General features: G+C 32.9%; 9 protein-coding genes. 2 read left to right on the top strand and 7 right to left on the bottom strand.

All coding sequences use genetic code 11. From position 1 onward, the window contains the following. Positions 1-182: 182 nt before the first annotated feature. The 6 genes from CHB67_RS16225 to CHB67_RS16200 all read right to left on the bottom strand — a co-directional run bounded on the left by CHB67_RS16225 (position 183) and on the right by CHB67_RS16200 (position 15,708). A complete protein-coding gene (locus CHB67_RS16225) occupies positions 183-3,566 on the bottom strand; it encodes an alpha-L-rhamnosidase-related protein (RefSeq protein WP_089382860.1) in 3,384 nt (1,127 codons plus the stop codon). A 43-nt stretch (positions 3,567-3,609) separates the two neighbouring features. Next, entirely contained in the window at positions 3,610-6,558 is a 2,949-nt protein-coding gene (locus CHB67_RS16220; RefSeq protein ID WP_089382859.1) for a carbohydrate-binding protein, read from the bottom strand. A 22-nt stretch (positions 6,559-6,580) separates the two neighbouring features. Continuing rightward, a complete protein-coding gene (locus CHB67_RS16215; protein WP_089382858.1) occupies positions 6,581-8,728 on the bottom strand; it encodes a beta-xylosidase in 2,148 nt (715 codons plus the stop codon). A gap of 39 nt (positions 8,729-8,767) precedes the next feature. After that, entirely contained in the window at positions 8,768-10,471 is a 1,704-nt protein-coding gene (locus CHB67_RS16210) for a sulfatase family protein (protein WP_089382857.1), read from the bottom strand. Positions 10,472-10,698: 227 nt separating this feature from the next. After that, positions 10,699-12,480 carry a RagB/SusD family nutrient uptake outer membrane protein gene (locus CHB67_RS16205; protein ID WP_089382856.1) on the bottom strand — a complete coding sequence of 594 codons (1,782 nt, stop codon included), beginning with the start codon at positions 12,478-12,480 and terminating at the stop codon, positions 10,699-10,701. A 27-nt stretch (positions 12,481-12,507) separates the two neighbouring features. After that, complete coding sequence (locus CHB67_RS16200; protein WP_089382855.1) at positions 12,508-15,708, bottom strand: SusC/RagA family TonB-linked outer membrane protein; 3,201 nt, start codon at positions 15,706-15,708, stop codon at positions 12,508-12,510. Between the two features lie 681 nt (positions 15,709-16,389). Between CHB67_RS16200 and CHB67_RS16195 the strand changes: the two genes are divergently transcribed. After that, positions 16,390-17,679 (top strand): class II aldolase/adducin family protein, encoded by a 1,290-nt coding sequence (locus tag CHB67_RS16195; RefSeq protein ID WP_089382854.1) that lies wholly within the window; start codon positions 16,390-16,392, stop codon positions 17,677-17,679. Between the two features lie 56 nt (positions 17,680-17,735). Then, positions 17,736-19,043 carry a family 43 glycosylhydrolase gene (locus tag CHB67_RS16190; RefSeq protein WP_089382853.1) on the top strand — a complete coding sequence of 436 codons (1,308 nt, stop codon included), beginning with the start codon at positions 17,736-17,738 and terminating at the stop codon, positions 19,041-19,043. A gap of 94 nt (positions 19,044-19,137) precedes the next feature. Here the strand turns inward: CHB67_RS16190 and CHB67_RS16185 are convergent, their stop codons facing one another. Further along, positions 19,138-20,442: a voltage-gated chloride channel family protein gene (locus tag CHB67_RS16185; protein WP_089382852.1), complete on the bottom strand. Its 1,305-nt coding sequence runs from the start codon at positions 20,440-20,442 to the stop codon at positions 19,138-19,140. Positions 20,443-20,823: the final 381 nt, after the last annotated feature.

Raw genomic sequence — 20,823 nt, 5'->3', positions numbered from 1 at the left:
ATTTTTCATTGAATTCAATTTATATTCATTTGTTACTCACACCACCTAAAGCATTAATTTTACTATCTCCACATGGCCTAATAGATTATGAGACACTTAAGCCTGAAGCACAAATGGTATTATGTGCTGTTACAGGTAATGTAGCTATTCTAAAAACAATCATACAAAGTGCTACATATACTTTATTGTTTTAATAATTTAAGTGTTTTATTGTCAACTCTAAGCAGATACATTCCATTACTAAAATGAGATAGGTCGACCTGCATTCCTTCTCCTTCTTTAAGTTTCAATCCTAAAACAGAAAAAACTTCCCATTGACAAATCTTACTTAATTGGAATCCTCCATCATTACTAGGTACAGGAAAAACATTTAATCCTTCATTGAGTATTTCATCATCCAATCCCAAAGCAACATCTTGTGATCTAAATATTAATTTATCTATATTACATCCACTAATTATTATATTTAATCGTATTATATGATTTCCTTCGGTTAAATTTACATCCTTAACTGTAATAGTTTTATATGTACTCCAACTGCCAGTTATAGGTAGCGTAAAATTGTTAAAAAGTTGAGTCCCTTCATCAAACAATTCAAGACCAATTTTTGCTGGTGTTGTCCTACCTGCTGAATAAACAACATCAATGTCATATATCCCTGCTTTTGCAACATCTACGGTATATTCGAGCCACTCACCATTAGCAGTCCATCCTATGTGATACATATCTCCAATAACGTCAATATCAACATTGTCGGTTCTGTAGATACCACCCTTATTCGACGCATCGGCATCATGATAGGCAATACTTTCACCTCCGAGATCATAATTTTCAACCTCAATTGTTCCCGGAATTGGAATAATCCCTTCATAAGGTAACTGTACAATTGGAGCTGTACATGTTATGTTTATAATAGTTTCTACCAATTTTGATTCATTATCTGTAGCCACCAGTTTTAGGGTGTAATCACCTACTTGCATATCAGCTAAAGAAACATCCTCAAGAGGATCCAATCCCCAAACGTAAGGTGCGCTTGTGATAGATCTTACAAGTTGGCCATTTATAAAAAGAGCTACATTTGTAGTGGTACTACCTGCTTCAGCACGTACCACCAAATCAGTACCAACATCTACAATATTTCCATCAAAAGGGGCTGTAAAATTGATATAATTTACGGTTTGTCTAACACCTGTTGCAATGATAGTCCAATTACCATCATTTAGTTCAAACCAAATAAATTCGTCATCCTCACCTTTTGCTCCTATAATTGATACACCGTCAATAAAATTTCCATTTTGCCAAACAAGTGCTCCGTTGACCTTAATTTCAGATGTTAAAATATTTGCTTTAGGAATCCCTACTACAGCAACACTTCCTACTGGAGAAATCAAATCCAACTGATATTGAGTATCTGATAAATTGATATCTACAGTAATATCCCCTTTAACACTACTCATTACTTGTTTCGCTGAAGATAAATGTACTAAGTTTGGATATACTTTATATTTGCTCCACCCTGCATCTACTGGTGCAATACCAGCGATGTGTTTTGATAATATGGTGTTAGGAGCATTCCACGCATGGTTATCTGTACCTTCCCCTATGGTAAAATACTCATTAAGTGTTGTTGTATTTTCATTGTTAACTTGTTGTTGATATCTAGATCTCATTCTAACTAAAGCTTCTCTATAACTTCCTGCGATACACATTGCTTCTTCAATCATCCATTCATAATGCGGACTACAAAAGTGATTTGGCACCAATACATTTTTAACAATTGCATCATATTTACTACTATCTGCAAGCCCTGTAATAATGGCCAAAGCGTTTGTTCGATCATCTTGATAAGAACCCGCATTGCTTGAATAAAAACTACCATTCCAATAATTACTATTGAAACCTATTTTTATTTGATCAATACGCCCATCGTACCAATCAATATCATCTTGAGACTTGTTAAGCACCTCTGCCATTTTTTTAGCACTATCCAATGCATAATAATATAAGGCATTAAATATAGGCACCCTGTCAAACGTATTCCCTGAGTCCCAATCAACCCAATTCCAGCAAAAATCTCCAGAACAGGCTCTCATATTGATCAAGTTTGTGCTACTATTCATACTCCAAAGGGCTAAATAACTCTTCACATAACTATAGGCAAATTCCAATGTTTCAACATCGCCTGTATTTAAATAATATTGCCAAATAGCCTGAGATATAAACTGTAAACTTTGTGTAGGTAATTCTTTTCCACCACCAGGAACCTGCCCTCTAATTATTCCACCATCTAAACTATATGTCATCGTCATTCTAATAGCCTTTTTCAACAATTCTCTACCATTTTCATCCATGGTATAAAAGAGGTAACTTGCCTGATCCGAAACATCACCAATCCACAATGATCTTTCTCTGTCGGGGCAATCCATAAAATTATCGCGGGCATTTACAAACAACGTATTTCTTCCCATCCACCATAATCTTTGATAAAAAGCATCGTCACATTCAAAATTTCCTGCCGTGTCACCCACACTTATCCATCGGTATTTTAGGGCGTTTATAGTAACTCCAGCTGGTATTTGATATGTAACAATACCCCCACTCATCCATGAAAAAGCTTCAAACTGCTGACTTCCAGATTTAGAAGTATATTTTGCTGTAATCGTATTTTGCGTATTACTTGTTGCAATATCTATTATTTTACCTGCCGCACAATCAATTTCTAGATATGGTGTAATCTGCATATTGAAGGGTAGTTTAGCATCAATAGTTATTGTAGCCCCTGTATTGTTTGTAAAAGGTAAGGTAATTGCTGATGCTCCATTTTTTAATGACAAGTAATCTGTTAAACCATGGTCTTTTAATTTTACATAGGTTTTTTCAAGATTACCCCATGGTGCTACTCCTGGCAAACCTTTTTCTGTAGCATCTTCCCATAAACTGCCATCATAACCAGAAGTGTACCAAGCTGATGAGCTCCAATCCCCAAGGCTTAGATTTGCATCAAAATGCACATTATATGGAACAATACGATTGTTACCACCTCCACTATTTAGGTCATAGGCAGGATGTGACTTGGCTTTCCATGTGTTATCTGATATTAACGTGAAATCACCAAGATCTGCCTGAAACACCAAGCCACCTTTTCCACTATCAATGTGAGTTCCTTTAAAGGTTTCTCTCCCCCAATACCATGCCAATACTGCTATTGTATTTGTACCTGTTTTTAAATAAGGCTGAATATCTACTTCATCATACCAAGTATTACCTGGTGCAGGTCCTCTCGCTGATCCCCCTTCAAATTTCACCAACTGATCATTAATATACAACCAGTATTTACTATCAACACCTATATTTGCTATAACTGTTTCTGGAACGGTTGTAAGGTTAACTTCCTTTCTGAAGGCAATCCAAGTATTATCGGGACCATCATTGGCTTGCCAAATCCATTTCCCTGTCCAATTTTGAGAATAGCCTTGTTGCATTCCTAGAAAAATGCTAAACAAAGCCAACACCATTATTTTGGAATAAATACTGGCAGAATTTGATGGTTTAAAAATTGAAAACATAAAAAGCTGTTTAGCACTATAAATTTAATTTATAGGTAATTTATTATTGAAAAAATAATCTTTTACTTATCCCTTTTTCTGTTCTTAGGATATACATTCCTTTTGGAAATTTAGAAATATCCACTAAAACACCTTCTCCTTGCATTACTTTAACGCCTAACATAGAATACACTTCCCAAGAAGTACTTTCACTTAAATTAAAAATACCCGTATTACTTGGCATTGGATACAAAACTAATTGTTTTGTTAATAACACATCATCTTCAACACCTAATGTACCTTCTCTTACCAAGGTTACATAATCGTAATTTGGCCCTGCACCACCATTAGGAATTTGAAGTTCTAATACCCAAAAACCAGCGTCTAAATCAAAATTAATTGAAACATAGTCTTTATAAGTACCACCTGTATGAATTATACCTGAAGTAGTTGAACCTGCTGCCTGTGAAAATAATGTTCTTGATGAAGATAAATCAATTGGCAATAATGCAGCCGCAAAAGGTTTTGAAGTGCTGGAACTTGTTTTATAATTTACCAACATGTGGTAACTACCGCTCTCTGTAACATTAATAGAATATCTAGTGTATTCGCCACCGCTTAAAGCATTAGAAACAATTCCTGAACCTCCAGTTGTTAAATCAACATCATTTTCAGTTCTATACCCGCTTGTATCATTACCTAAACTACTATCATGATAAGCGAATCCTTCACCACCAAGATCGTAGTCTTCAACTTCTATCTTCCCTGGAACCTGATGTAATGCACCACTAAAAGGCTGTGTAACACCTGCTTGGCTATTTACTACTATAACCGTCTCTGAAGTGTTATCTCTAACATTGGTAAGTACTAACTTTAAAGTATAATCACCTTCAGCAATGTTTTCTAGTAAAGTATCTCCTAATCCTGCATACCCCCATTTAAATGGTCCTGTGTTAAGTAAACGTACTGATACATCATTAATAAAAAGTTCCATACTTTTAATTTCAGAAGAACCTAAAGTAGTTGAAGCTTCCACCTCAATATCTGATCCAGGAAGAATAATTGCACCATTGGCTGGAGACACAAAAGAAGGTGCCGGAGGTGGTACTACGTAAATAAAATTCATTTTATCTAAATTAAACCCTCCTTTTTCTACTTTTATTTTTAAATTATGTTGTCCTTGTGCTAAATCAATTGACACTTTTGGACTTAATTGAAAGTCAGCACCATTGTTTGGTGTTGACTGTAATTCATGATTTTTAAATATTCCTATGTCATCAATTTCTAAACTAATTGATCCAGCAGTTGCAGCTGCATATAAAAATTCAACGTCATAATCTCCATCCTGTAACACATTTACATCATATTTTAACCATTCACCGGTTTGTGTACCACCCACATATGTTGTTGAATTAAAAATACCAACATCAACACCGTCAGCAAATGAGCTAGCATTCAAGCTATTACCTAATGTTGTATCAGAGTATCCTACGCCCTCTCCACCTGATTTATAATCTTCGGCTTCAATGGTTCCTGGAATAAATTTAACTGTAGGGTCTAATGTTACCTCAGTTATTTTGCTAATAGACAATGGTGGTAGAGTAATGGTTCCTGAACCCGATTTAACAAGCGTTAGAGGGTTAGAATAAAAATCTATTGGATCTATTACGCCAACATTGTCAAATTTCAATGCTTCGTGTTTAAAACTACCACCATAAACAATATTGTCAAATTTCAGGGTAAACTCAACAGGTTTATCACTAAGGTTTATTGCGATTACTGTTGTATTACCATCTTTGGTTACTGCTCTTGCATTTACAGCATTAACCGAACCCCTTGTTGTAGTTAATTGAGCCGATGAAGATACGTTACTCTTTAATAAAGTAGCGTCTTTTAATACACTGTGTAAAATTTCGTAAGTAGATAAATAACCTCTTTTTTGTAATGGATACACAGGCTCTCTATTACTACCAACAACTACCATAGCGTTTAATACTCTATTAAAACTAAACCAATTTGCTCTATCAAAAACTTGTTGATTCTCTGCCATATATAAATATGCATCTGCCATACCTAAACAAGCAGCTCCGTGTACATCAGAACCTGCAGACACTCCCCATTCTGTTAACCATATAGGTTTTCCTGGCCCGTAATTATCTCTTACCCAATTTACATCTTCTGCCAATTCTAGTTTAGCAGTTAACAAGGCTTCATATGCACTATTACTTTCACCTGGCTGATCTGGATCAGCTCCTAAATATTTATGAATTGATAAGGCATCAAAATAAGAACCATCATCAGCTATTGCTGCATTATAAGCTGCATGATTTATAGTTGTACCAGCTTGTGCATGTCTCCAAGAAAGCGGTATTGAAACTCGTATATCAGGAAATTCGTCCTTTAAAGCGGCAGATACTGCTTTCGCTTCTCTTAAATAATCTGCTTCGGTTGCGGTTCTGTTTGACCTCTGATTCTTCCAAAAATGTTCGTTTCCTAGTTCGATATCCTTTACTTCCAAACCAAGTGCAATGTCTTTTTTTGCTCTGGCTACACTACTAGCACCATCATCAAAATTAATAGAGTAGGTCCACATCATGTCAAAACCTTTTCTGCCTGCATCAACTCTTTCTTTATTTAACGCTGCTATACCTCCAATATGCCCTTTAATACGATCAACATAAATATCTAATGTTGCTTGATGAGTTCCATTATCATAGCTATCTTGTTGATATGTATCATCTTGCCATTCGTAAAAATTTGCCCACACACCATGTGGAAAACGAATAGTTATTGGATCTACCAACCTAATAAAATCTTTCTGAAGGTTTGTATTAAAACCTTCTATATTATACCCTAATAAAGTGTTTTTAAAATCTTCTGTATTGGTTGTCTCTACATTTAACTCTGCAGTAACAGTAGCTGGCAATATAAAAGGGTATGTTTGTGCCATTAATAATGATGGTAGAAAAAACAATAAAACCAATAAACTTTTAATCTTGTCTATATTTTTCATCTGAAATATATTTTAATAACTATTATTTTACAGTTAATTTAATTTCATGTAAATCTTTAGCTAAAGAAGATGCACCTACTGAAATTGTAAAATCACCAAGCTCTACAACTTTAACCATTTCTTGATTGTAAATTGAAAGATTTTCAAAATTCAATTCAAACTGTACGGTTTTAGTTTCACCAGCTTTTAAATGAATACGTTCAAAACCTTTTAGCATTTTATTATATCTTCCTACGGAAGCAAAATCATCTCTCACGTACATTTGAACCACCTCATCACCATCAACTTTTCCTGAATTGGTAACATCAACAGATACTATTGTAGCTCCATTAGGTGCAATTGTAGTTTCTGCTAATTTTAAGTTTGAATATTCAAATGTTGTATAACTTAACCCAAATCCGAATGGGAATAAAGGCGTTTTATCTGAAAATTTATACAGTCCTTTTCCTGAACCAACAAAATCAGGTTTTTCTAAATAAGTAACAGGAATTTGTCCTACTGAACGCGGAAAAGAAACTGTTAATTTACCTCCTGGATTGTTATCTCCAAATAATGTTTCAGCAATAGCTTCACCAGAATTCATTCCTAAATACCAAGTTTCTAAAATTGCTGGAATATTTTCAGCAACATAATTAATTGACAGTGGACGCCCATTGATTAAAACAGCAACAATTGGTTTTCCTGTTTTATGAATTGCTTCAACCAATTCATTTTGAACTCCAAATAAATCTACATCAGCTCTATCTAATCCTTCACCACAAGTTTGTGTAGAACCTCCAATAGCTAATATAACAACATCTGATTTTTTTGCTGCTGCAACTGCTTCGGCAAAACCTTTTGTTGAAGTACTTTTTAAAGATGCACCTAAAGCATAATTCACTTTAATATCATTTCCTACTTTATTTTGAATACCTTCTAAAACTGAAGTATAATAAGGAGGAATACCTGCGTAACCACCCAATTGAGGATATTTTCCGTTTTTTAAACGAACCTCTGCAGCGTTTGGTCCAATTACCGCAATACTTTTAATTTTATTTGCATTTAGTGGTAATAAATTATTGTCGTTTTTAAGTAATGTAATTGCTTTTTTAGCAATTTTTAAAGCAACATCTTGGCTTTCTTTTGTACTTACAACTTCTTTTGAATCTTGATCATCTAACCTTTCAAACAAACCTAATTTGTATTTGGCGGTAAGAATACGTGACACACTTTGATCGATATATTTTTCTATTGAAGGATCTTTTTTTACTGCTTCTACTAAAACAACATCAATATAAGTAGAATAATCAGGACTTTTCCCTATAACTAAATCCATATCTACACCTGCTTTTAATCCTAAAATAGCCGCTTCTACTCTATTTTCAGCAATAAAATGCATTGAATTTAAACGTAAAACATCATTATTGTCTGATACTATAAAACCATCAAACCCCCATTCTTTACGTAAAACATCCACTAACAATTTGTTATTCATATGCATTGGAACCCCATTAAAATCTTGGTGACCTGGCATAATTGAACCTACTTTTGCTTCCTTTACAGCTGCTTCAAAAGGAGGCATAAAAACTTCGTACAATCTACGTTCAGACATATCGCTAAAACCACCATTAATTCCTCTTCTGTTTTCAGGATACCCAACAAAGTGTTTTGCAGTTGCAATAATGTGGTTTTCATCTAAATACTCATCACCTGTTCCTTGTAAACCTTCAATAAAAGCAACACCCATTTTTGAAACTAAATATGGATCTTCACCATACGATTCTTCAACACGACCATAACGTGCATCACCTGAAATTACATCTAAATTAGGAGAATAACAGTGCGTTAAATTAGCCGCACGCGCTTCTAATGCAATTTGTGTAGTCATTTCGGTTAATAATTCTGGTTGCCAAGTTGAACCTAAAGCTATTGCTTGTGGATATACTGTTGCACCTTCTAACCACAAACCATGTAAACACTCACTATAGTTCATAATTGGAATTCCTAAGCGTTCATTTGCTGGAGCATCTTGTGTTAATTCTGCAATTTTTTCTTCTAAAGTCATTTCACTTAAAAGTGCTGCAACTTTTTTACTAATTTCTGCATCTGCAGGGCTTTCATTTTTAACTTCAGTTGTTTGACAACTAGCTACTAATACTAAAAAAACTAGTGAGAGATATACTTTATACATGGTTGTTATTTATTAATTTTAAAATTTATATTATTAATTCTATTTGATTTCAAATGATTGTGGTTCTGAATAAATTCCTGTTCTTTTATCAACATCCCAAACACGAACTTTCCAAAAATAAGTTCTATTCAATAAGAAAGATCTTCCTTTAAATAAAATATTTGTTGAAGTGTTTTCATTGATACGTTTACTATTCCAAACATCGCCAATATTATTTTCAATATTTTCTTTTGAAGAAGCAACTAATATTTGATACCCTGTTTGACTGGTAGCTTCCGTTGGAACTACCCAATTAAATGTTGGTTTTCGGTTACTAATTTTAGTAGTTAAACCTGAAGGAGTTCCAGAATAAGGGTCTCTATATTTTACAATTAACTCCTCACATTTAGCTCTTAAATTTAGTAGTTCTTTGTGATATTTTTTATCCATTACTAAATTATTCACTTCCATTGGGTCTTCTTCTAAATTGTATAATTCTTCAACAGACTTGTCATTTACATATCTAAAATATTTCCATTTATTAGTTCTCACACCTTCACTTGGAGGAATATTTTCAAACTCCCATAAATGCTCTATTAAAATAGTATCACGTTTTAAACTTGCGTTTTTATTGTTTATGAATGGCACTAAACTTTGTCCGTGCCAAGATGTAGGCCTTTCAATACCTGCCAAATCTAAAATAGTTGAAGGAATGTCGATATTTAAAGCCATTTCATCAATTTCATGTGGATTTCCAACTCTTGGATCGTAAATAATTAAAGGCACTTTAATAGAGTTTTCGTACATTAACCACTTACCTGCAATTTGACGTTCACCTAAAATTTGACCGTTATCTCCCATTAAAATAATTACCGTATTATCTGCCAATTGTTTTTCATCTAATTTTTTACGGATTTTTTCAATTTCATAATCTATTCCGGCAATCATTCTATAATAACCTTTTACATTGTATTGGTATTTTTCAGGTGTATCATACCTCCAATGCCATCTGTAACGGTTAAATCCATCTTTTACTATTTGAGGTAATTTTTCATAATCACTATCTGATGAAATATTTGCTTCAGGCACCGTTGTATTTTCTAATACATGATTTGATGGTTCTTGCCAAAAATACTGCTCTGTAGTATTATCACTTGCGTGTGGTGCACTAAAACTTAATTGCAAACAAAAAGGTTGTTCGCTACTTACATTGTCTAAAAAATTTAATGCCTGATAACCAGTATATCTAGTTAAGTGTACTGTATCTTTATCTATTGTTTTATAGTAGTAACTTGACTTATCTTTTTTTGAATATAATAAATCGTAATCATCAAATTCATCATATAGTTCTGCGGTATTTTTATACTTTACTCCAAATTTTCCAAAGAATGCGGTGTAATAACCTGCTTCTTTTAATATTTTAGGATAAGCTTGCTGCATATACTCAGTTTTCATAGGGCCAGTTTGAAACGTATACCCATGTGTACGTTCTTGCAAACCACTAAAAATACTAGCTCTACTTGCTGCACAAATTGGTGTAGTTGCAATGGTGTTGTTAAAAAAAGCACCTGATTTAGCCAACTTATCCATTTCTGGAGTATATGCTAATTCATTGCCTACATATCCAATGGCGTCCCAACGTTGATCATCAGTTAAAATAAAAATAATGTTTGGTTTTTTAACCTCCTTTTTTTGCGCAATTATTTTAGTTTGAAAACTAACTAGCAGTATTAGAATTGCAATATAAAAACTATTTTTAGTCATTTATTTATGGATTTCAATATTAATTATTTAAAATTAATTCTGTTTTTACACCGTAAAAACATTAAAAACCAAACTTATACAAAAAAAAAAGATTGAGTATCCTGCTCCGTTCTGCTTTTTGTAAAAAAACAAATTATTCCTATATATAAATTTATGTTCGTTATTCTTTATCCAAAAAAAAGCGCATCCAGTGATTGGATACGCTTTTCAATAAACTTATTTATGAATTACCAACCTGGATTTTGGCCCAAATTTGGATTTTCACTTAAATCATTTAATGGAATTGGCCATAAATAATGTTTTCCTTCATCAAAAACTGGGTTTTCCCAACTTGTTCCTTTATAAGGATTTATATACGCTTTTCCATCTACAATTGTTGTTTGAGGATTTGCTCCTGGATATCTTGCAGCAGCTGCATCGTCCCAAAATATTCCTAAGTTTGGTTCTTCTAATTTCTTTCCTTGTTTCCAACGTCTTAAATCATTATATCTAAACCCTTCGCTAAACAACTCAACTCTACGCTCACGTCTAATTTCAACAATTAAAGCTGAAACTCCATCGTTAGCATAACGAGGATCCATTTCTGGATTTACAGTTAAATGAGGCATTCCTACTCTATCTCTTAATTTATTGATTGTAATATCTAAATCTCCTTGAGAAATTGTTCCTAATTCTGCCATTGCTTCAACATAGTTTAACATCACTTCTCCTAATCTAAATACAATACCTGGAGTAGTACCACTATTATGACCACCTGCATGGACACTTGAAACATATGTTTTAATAATATGGTACCCTGTACTTGAAGATTTCCCTCCAGACATTTGCATATTTGCCATTCTTGGATAATCATTTACATCTCCTTTATTGTAAGCGTAATAATCTTTATCTGCAGGATGCAATACTGTTTGTCTTAAGCGCGGATCACGATTTACAAACACATCTTCAATTTGTGCATCACCTGCATATTCTGAAGATAAAGTAATAGGTTTACCATCTGTACATAAATAATCTTCAACCATATTTTTTGTTGCACCACCTGAATAGTACACATAATATTTCATGATATTATTATCTCTAATTCCTGACTCATATTTTACCCAGTGAATTATTTCTGGGTTTCCAGATAAATCTTGAGAACGGTGTAAATCGTTATAAGAAGTAGTATAGTCTCCAGTTGAATTTAAAGAGTAAACACCTCCGTCAATTAATAATTTAGCAGCATCTGCAGCTTCTTGTAACCACATATTTGCATTTGAACCACCATGGTATTTTTGCCAAGTACCTTCAAATAAACAAATTCTTGATTTTAATGCTAAAGCATCCCAGTAATTTAATCTTCCCGGATCTTCACCAAGCCCCCAATTTGTAGGTATATTATCAACTGCAAAGTTAAGATCTTCTAACACATGTGCCATAACTTCATCTCTTGGATCTCTTTCTCCAAATAAAATATCGTCTTCATCAGTTGCTACTTCGTGATCTACCCATTGATTGTCTCCAAATTTTGAAACTTTATCTGAATAAAACCAAGCACGAAACATACGTGCTTCTGCAGCGTATTTATCAATAACTGCTTGATCTAAATCAACTGCATTTTGATAATTATCTAAACCAACATTTACAGCTCTTAAAAAATCCCAAGCTCTATACCCAAAAGATTGTCTGTTTCCTGGAATATGAATCCCTGCACGTACATCTTTATAACGGTTTGTCCTACCTTCACCCGCTACTGGTGATAAATTATCTGTAAACTCATCCCAATATTGGTAGCTAGCACGTGTACTCGCAAATTTAGAATCATGCGCCATTAAAACTACATTCTGGTCATCCTTTTTTGAACGGTCATATATGCTATTGTTATATACCTTTAAATCATTCTCCGTTTTCCAAAAGGTTTCATTACTCAATTCATCCAGTGGATATCTCTCTAAGTAATCATCATTGCAACTCCATAAAATAAAGCTTGCAAAAAATAAAATTCCTATTCTTTTTATATTTTTATTCATTGTGATATTGTTTTTATTAAGGATTAATTAAAATGCTACTTTTACACCTAAACTATAAGTACGGTCAAAATAGTATTGTTGATTAAGACTAGAGTAAACATTTTCTGGATCTAATGGTTTACGCATTCCTGTAGATTCCCATAAATTCATACCTGAAAGATAAACTGCTACTTTACTCAAACCTATTGAAGTTACTGTTTCTTCAGGTAAGTTATAGTTTAACGTTACATTTTTTAAACGTATATAGGATGCATTTTGAACATAACGTGATTGTGCCTGAATATTTTTACTATTATTTGTAGAAATCATAGGTCTAGAAAAATAAGCATCTCTGTTATCTTCACTCCAAGTATCTGTTAAATAATATTTCTCAGCATACCCTGAATTGTATGGATAAAATGCTCCCCAAGGAGAATTAGGCGGTAAGTAATCTCTTTTCAACCCTTGAAAGAACATGTCTAATGATAATCCTTTCCACTTTACATTTCCATTAATACCAAAAGAATATCTTGCTGATGAATTTCCAATAATTTTCATATCTCCTCTATCATCAAGAGTCGTTGTTCCTTTATCAATAATACCATCTCCGTTTAAATCTGCATATCTAATATCTCCAGGAACCCAAGTTCCACTATTAACACTGCTTTGGTCTGCTGCGCTTGCAACTTCTTCTTCAGATTGAAAAATTCCTTGAGTTTCATATCCCCAAATTTCTCCTATTTTTTTACCCTCATAAAATGTAGTAAAACGACCTGTTGGATTGTCAAATTTTGTGATTTCAGTTTGACTATCTGCTACTGAAGCAGTAACACCATAACTCCAATCTTCATTCACATAATCTTTCCAAGTAACAGCTAATTCCCATCCTCTTGTTCTTAAATCTGCACCATTTTCTTTTGGAGCACTTGCACCTAAAATTGCGGGCTTAGACACTCCTAAAAGCATGTCTTTAGTATCTCTTTGATATACATCTGCAGAAACATTTAATCTGCTATTTAACATTGTCATATCCAAACCAAAGTTTGTTGTAGCTACAGTCTCCCAAGTTAATGTTGAACTAACCAATCCAGCTGCATTTACAAAAGGAGTTTCACCTGAATTCATAATGAAATTACCACTATTTGCAGATAATGAAGGAACATATGGATAATAATCCTGTTGTCCATTCTTTAAAATTATTTGGTTACCAAGCTCACCATAAGAACCTCTTAGTTTTAAGTTATCTAACCACCCTGTTGTTCCAGACATAAACTCTTCATTAGAAATTCTCCAAGCTGCAGAGAATGAAGGGAAGAATCCAAATCTATCTGCTTTTGGAAATCTACTAGTTCCATCATAACGACCATTTATTTCTAAGAAATATCTTTCTTTATAGTTGTAATTTAATCTAAAAAACATTCCTCTCAAAGCAAAATGTTGTTGGCCTCCACCAGTAAATTGATCACCTGTTGTTACATCTAAATCTGTAATACCTGGAGTGATTAAATTATTTGCACGTGCAGTAACCTGTTTTGTTTTACCGTTTTCTTGATTGTAACCAACCATACCTTTAATGAAATGGTCATCCAATTTATCATACGTGTATTCAGCATAAATATTTGTTGTAAAATACTGGCTGTAATTTGTTCTATTCTGGATATAATCATTGGCACTAAAACCATTGTTTACATTTAAAGATGAAAGGTTGCTATTTGCCAATACATTTAATTTACTCGCAACATTTTGTTGATCTCTAAAATTCATATTGTATGAAAAATCTCCTTTCACCATTAATCCTTCTGCAAGATCAAGCTGAACTCCTTGTGTCAATACAATATTATGTTTTGTCCACGTATCACGACCACCTTCTCTAATATATGGTAATGAATTAAAGCTATCAAATCCCATTCCGATATATTGTTCGTATTGATCACGATCTCCAGGGTTTAAGTAATAAGGAAGGTCTGGAAAATCAATAAGATCTACCGGTGTAACTCTCGCAACTGTATTTAAACCTGAATCATATGAATAGGTATGTGGATTATCATCTGACTGGTTTGTATACACAACTCTTTCAGTCAATTTCAACCAATCATTTACTCTAATTTCAGCACTTAATAATGTATTATAACGTTGAAAATGTTGGTTTTTACCAGGAACATTTAAAAATCCTTTTTTACCAAAATACCCAATAGAAGCATAAATAGACGTTTTGTCTGTAGCTCCAGAAATACTCATATCATATTTTTGTTGAGGAGAAGATTCAGTTACAATTTGACGCTGATAGTTATTAAAACCGTAAAAACGAAGTTCGTCGTCCTTTACACCCCAAGTATTTGCTTCTGTAGGGTTTTCAGACCATCTTTGCGTTCCGTCAATCATATCTTGATCGTAAACAGGATTTCCACCAGCATTTACTGCTGCTTCATTCCAAGCATTCACAAACGTATAAGGATCATTCACAGGATCCATATGGAATATAGGGCTTGAGATACCATATTCAGTACTTAACTCAACTCTTACCTTTCCTTTTTTTCCTTTTTTAGTTGTCACCAAAATAACTCCAAAAGCGGCACGAGCTCCATATACTGCAGCAGCTGCAGCATCTTTCAATACCGTAATACTTTCAATATCATTTGGATTTAAAGAGTTAATATCCATAGGAATACCATCTACTAAAATTAATGGAGAACCACCATTAATAGATTCGAAACCACGAATATTAAAATCTGTACTTTGTGAAGGGTCACCATTTTGAACAGTAACATTTAAACCTGGTACAACACCTTGTAAACCTTGCCCTACTGTAGCAATAGGTCTGTCTTCAAGAACTTCACCCTTGGCAATACCAACAGCACCGGTAAGGTTAGCTTTAGATTGCGTACCATAACCAACTACAACTACCTCATCTAAACTTTGAGAATCCTCATCAAGTACTACGTTAATAGTTGTATTATTACTAATTAAAACCTCTTTTGTTTTAAACCCCATAAATGAATAAACCAAAGTCGCTGAACCTTGCCCTACATTGATAGAATAGTTTCCGTCAAAATCGGTTGTAACACCATTTGAAGTTCCTTTTTGAATTACGTTTACGCCAGGTAATCCCATGCCGTCAGACGATTTCACTGCCCCCGTAATACTACGTTCTTGAGCAAAGGCAGTAAAACTACCTATTCCCCATAATAACAATGCTACATAACAAGTCATTCTTGTTAAATAACCGTGTCCTAATAATTTTTTTTTCATGTTTGGTAAGTTTGTTTGTTAAAAAATTAATATTTAAATTATTCTACAACAAATTAACTCCAACTTAGAAACTATGCTGCCCTGTACTATCCTGTACCGTTCTGTGCAGACACACAGCACACATACACTCAATTTAATTAAAATCTCTACCACACCTATATGTGACAGCCATTTTTTGTTTTTTAATTCAACCATAAAATCTACTAACGCTACTAAACTTAAATACTTTTAAGTATTCTGTATTTAAACCCAACTATACAGTAACACCCGTACATTAAACCTAAAAACATCAAATAGATCAAAATTCAAGTAATTCATAATTAATTAATTAATTAATTATGAATTACTTGAATTATTTTTTTACGCGTATTATATTTAAGCACAACAACAACCCTAAAAGACAAATGTTATTAAAAAAAACTAAACACAGCCTTAAAACTCCATATTCAGAATAAGCAGCCTTAAACAAAACTTAAGAATTACACTAATTTAAATATCCTTACTAAACAAACAAAAACAACTCAAACTGTCTGTATTCAGCACAGAACAGTGCAGTACAGGATAGAATTATTTAAACCTTGCTATAATTTTGATATTTAGTAAGTGAATCCTCAAACACAATCAGGGTTCCCATTTTATTAAAAACATACCGAGTATTTATTAAATAATTTTACATAAAAAATGTCAGAAAAGATAAAATTTGTACACCCAAGAGATCAAATAGCTACTATTATTAGTAGAATATATAAAAGAGGTATGACAACTACATCAGGTGGAAATATTTCAATAATTGACGCCAATGGTGATGTTTGGGTAACTCCTTCAGCCGTAGATAAAGGTTCTTTAAAGCCCTCAGATATTATATGTGTAAAAAAAGATGGAACTGTTATTGGAAAACACAAACCTTCTTCTGAATTTCCATTTCACAAAGCAATTTATCAGGTTCGCCCAGAACTTAAATCTGTTATTCATGCACATCCACCAGCGCTAGTTTCTTTTAGTATTGTTCGTCAAATACCAAACACAAATATGAGTTCACAAGCCAAAAACATTTGTGGCCCAATTGGATATGCAGACTATGAATTACCTGGTAGCGAAGAGCTAGGAGATATTATTGCTGAAGAATTTAAAAAAGGATACAAAGCAATTATCATGGAAAACCACGGAACTGTTTTAGGTGGAAGTGATTTAAACGATGCTTTTAAACGATTTGAAACTCTAGAGTTCTGTGCTAGTACAATTTTATATGGCACTCAAATTGGTACGCCAAACTATTTAACGGATATTCAAATTAATGAATTTGAAGCACAAGTCCCAGCTATGCTACCAGAAATTGACGGTATTGAATACGCTTCAGATGAGGTTGAAAAACGATTGGAAATTTGCAAAATTGTAAAACGTGCCTGTGAACAAGGATTAATGATTAGCTCTTTTGGAACAGCTTCTGTAAGATGGAACGAAAATGATCTTTTAATTACACCTACAAATGTAAACCGTTGGGATTTAGCAATTGAAGATATTGTTCAAATTAAAGATGGAAAAAGAGAAAAAGGAAAAACACCGAGTAGGGCTGCATGGATTCATCAAGAAATTTACAAAAATAATCCAAAGGTAAATTCTATTATTATGACACAATCGCCATACCTAATGGCTTTTGGAGTAACAGACACCCATTTTGATGTACGTACCATCCCAGAAAGTTGGATTTTCTTGCAAGATGTTGAGGCTCTTAAATATGGTGAACATTTCAAAGCAACCAACAATCAGGATATTTTAAACGCAAACTCTACAGCAACAATTATCCAAAATGATTCAGTTATCATCACTGGAGATCAATTATTGCAAACATTTGATTATTTAGAAGTTGCTGAATTTAGTGCAAAATCAATTGTACTAGGTACTTCATTAGGGAAAATGACACCTATGAATAACGAACAAGTAGAAGATTTAAGAAAAAAGTTTTTGGTTTAATTTTATTAACACTATAAAACTTAACAAAAGTTGTTTACGTTAACTATTTTTATACTATGAGATTACTGCAATTACGAACTATACTTATTTTAAATATCTTATTTTTTATAACAAATTTAAGCTTTGGTCAAAATCCTGTTACAAAACACAAAGGAGTTTCAGACCCACATATTCGAGTTTTTAATGATACACTACACTTGTATAGCGGTCATGATGATTCTCCCGAAGATAAGCTATGGGTAATGAAGGATTGGAGAGTTTTTTCTTCTACTAATTTATTAGACTGGAATTTAACAACTACCATTTCACCCAAAGATAATTATATGGATGAAAACAGTATAGATTGTTGGGCTAGTGATGCAGCAACCAGAAACGGCAACTATTATTTTTATTTTTCTGATCAAAAAAGAGGTATTGGGGTAATGACAGCAAATTCTCCTACTGGACCTTTTAAAGATGCCTTAGGAAAACCACTTGTTGCGCCGTTACACGATCCTACAATTTTTATAGATGATGATGTTAAAAACACGCCTTATATAGTTTATGGCGATAAATCTGACTCTTATTATATCGCAAAATTAAACGAGGATATGATTTCAACTTCGGAAGCACCAAAACCTATAGAAATTATTGGTGAAGGTTGGGAAAATGCACCGAAATGGATGGATAAAAATTACCTTTTTAAAAATAAAGACACGTATTATTTAAGTTGGGGAAACCAATATGCCATTTCAAAAAATTTATACGGCCCTTATAAATGTGTTGGTGCTGTTGGTAAAGGTTATAACCTTAATGAATTAGCACATAGTAGTTTTTTTTGGTGGAAAGGTCAGTTTTACCATATATGGTGCTATTATATTAAAAATGGATATAAATTCAGAGAATCTATCATTTCTTATTGCCATATTGATGATAACGGCGAAATTGTAACTGATACTAATTTTTTAGATTTACACTTTAGCAATGGAGTTGGCCAATACAATGCCTCTTGGGATAAAATAGAAGCTGAATGGTATTATGAAGTATCTCCAAATATTATAAAAAAAGGAACTAAAAAAAATGGCTTTGTATTAACGGATATTACTAATAATAGTTGGGTAAAATATGCAAATGTAAATTTTGAAACTAAAAAAGAACGCTTTGAAGCCTTACTTCAAAAAGTAAAAGGTAAAGGGGAAATTGAAATTCGAATGAACAAGCTTAAGGGATTGTTAATTGGGACAGTTTATATTGATGAAAAATCTACTGCTTCAACAATTAATTGCAAAATTAAAAATGTAACAGGAATTAAAGATATCTATTTGGTTTTTAAAGGAAATAAAAAATTTAAAGTTGAACTTGATTACTTTAAATTTATTGATTAAATTTACTACTTAATAACTTTAAAAAAAGCCTATAAACATTCTATATATAGGCTTTTTTTTTATAATTACTTCACTTAAAAAATAACTGATTTATTTATTTTGAAGCTCTTTTTTTTCTTACTTCAAACAAAGCCAATCCTTTTTCTCTTAAATAACTATTATTTTTTGGGCTACCAATTATTTGAGAAGAATATACACCTGAGTGGCCTGAAAACAAATATGCTGTACTACAAGCAATGGCTATAAAAACGCCCGATTCAATTCCAAACAATTCAATTCCCATAATTGTACAAGCTATAGGTGTATTTGTAGCCCCTGCAAAAACAGCTACAAACCCCATTCCTGCTAATAAACTCATAGGTAAAGGTATAAACCAAATTAACACGTTTCCTAAAGTAGCACCTATAAAAAATAGCGGCGTTACTTCACCTCCTTTAAAGCCAGCTCCTAAAGTGAAAGAAGTAAAAAGTACTTTTAATAAAAAGTCGTACGAGTTTAAATTATTGTTGAACGCATCAACAATCATAGGGATTCCTAAACCAATATATTTTGTAGTTCCAATGGCGTAAATAGCTACTGCTAAAACAGCACCACCAACCACAGGTCGTAACGGCGGATATTTTATATATTTTGAAAATAAATTACCCCAAAAATGCGTAGATTTTGAAAAAAGCATCGCTGCCAATCCAAAAATAATTCCTGCCAATAAAGCCCATAATAAGTTTACAGGATTCATTTCAGCAACTGAACTTATGGTATAATGTGTATGAGATACATTCCATATTTCACAGAAATAATTGGCTAAAACTGCTCCCATAAAACTCGGTATAATAGCATCCAATCTAATGCGTCCTAAAACCAACACTTCCAACGCAAATATTCCACCGGCTAATGGTGTTCCAAAAACCGCTGCAAAACCTGCACTAATACCAATTATTAGTACAATTTGACGATCTCTTTTTGACAACTTTAATAATTTTGTAAACTGATCGGCTACGGCTCCACCAATTTGAACAGCAGTACCCTCTCTACCAGCTGAACCACCAAAAAAATGAGTAACTAATGTGCCAAACAACACTAAAGGTGCCATTTTAAAAGGAATTATTTTTTTGGGTGAATGAAATTCTTCTAACAATAAGTTATTACCTTTTACAACACTATCACCATACAAATGATACGAAATTCCAATAATAAAACCACCTACTGGCAACAAAGCTATAATCCATAAATGTGATTCTCTCCAATTAGTAACCCACTCAAGACTTAAAAGAAAAAAGGCTGAAATACCGCCAACTATAACCCCTATAACAGTACATATTAACAACCACTTAACAAGATAAAACAACGAAGGAATTTGCTCTATAGAACTTAGAAATTTTTTAATTTTATCAATATTCATTAATTCCTTATATAAATTTTAAACTCACTTAGGTTACTCAAATTGAAGTTATTATATTAAATAAGGGCTAATTAACACCATATTTATTCAAATAGCTGCTCAAATTTAAAACAAAAAATAAATTGACAACCTAAATATTACAGATTTATTAAAAATCATCTATTATAAAACAAAAAGAGTTGGCTTTCACCAACTCTTTTAAATTATAAATAACTATTTCTATTTCCAAAAAACAGCGTATAAAGCAACTAATACTAACATAACTGCAAATGAGCCAATGTTAAATAACGGACTTGTTTTAAATAATTCCTTTGTAATTTCAATTGCTTTTTCATCATCTTTTCCTTTATGCTGAATTAAACTAACAATTATAATTACAAC

Origin of the sequence: Lutibacter agarilyticus, from assembly GCF_900188235.1 — a bacterium.
Taxonomy (GTDB): domain Bacteria; phylum Bacteroidota; class Bacteroidia; order Flavobacteriales; family Flavobacteriaceae; genus Lutibacter; species Lutibacter agarilyticus.
Note: the sequence above shows the minus strand (reverse complement) of the source record. Positions and strands in the feature narration are given on the sequence as shown.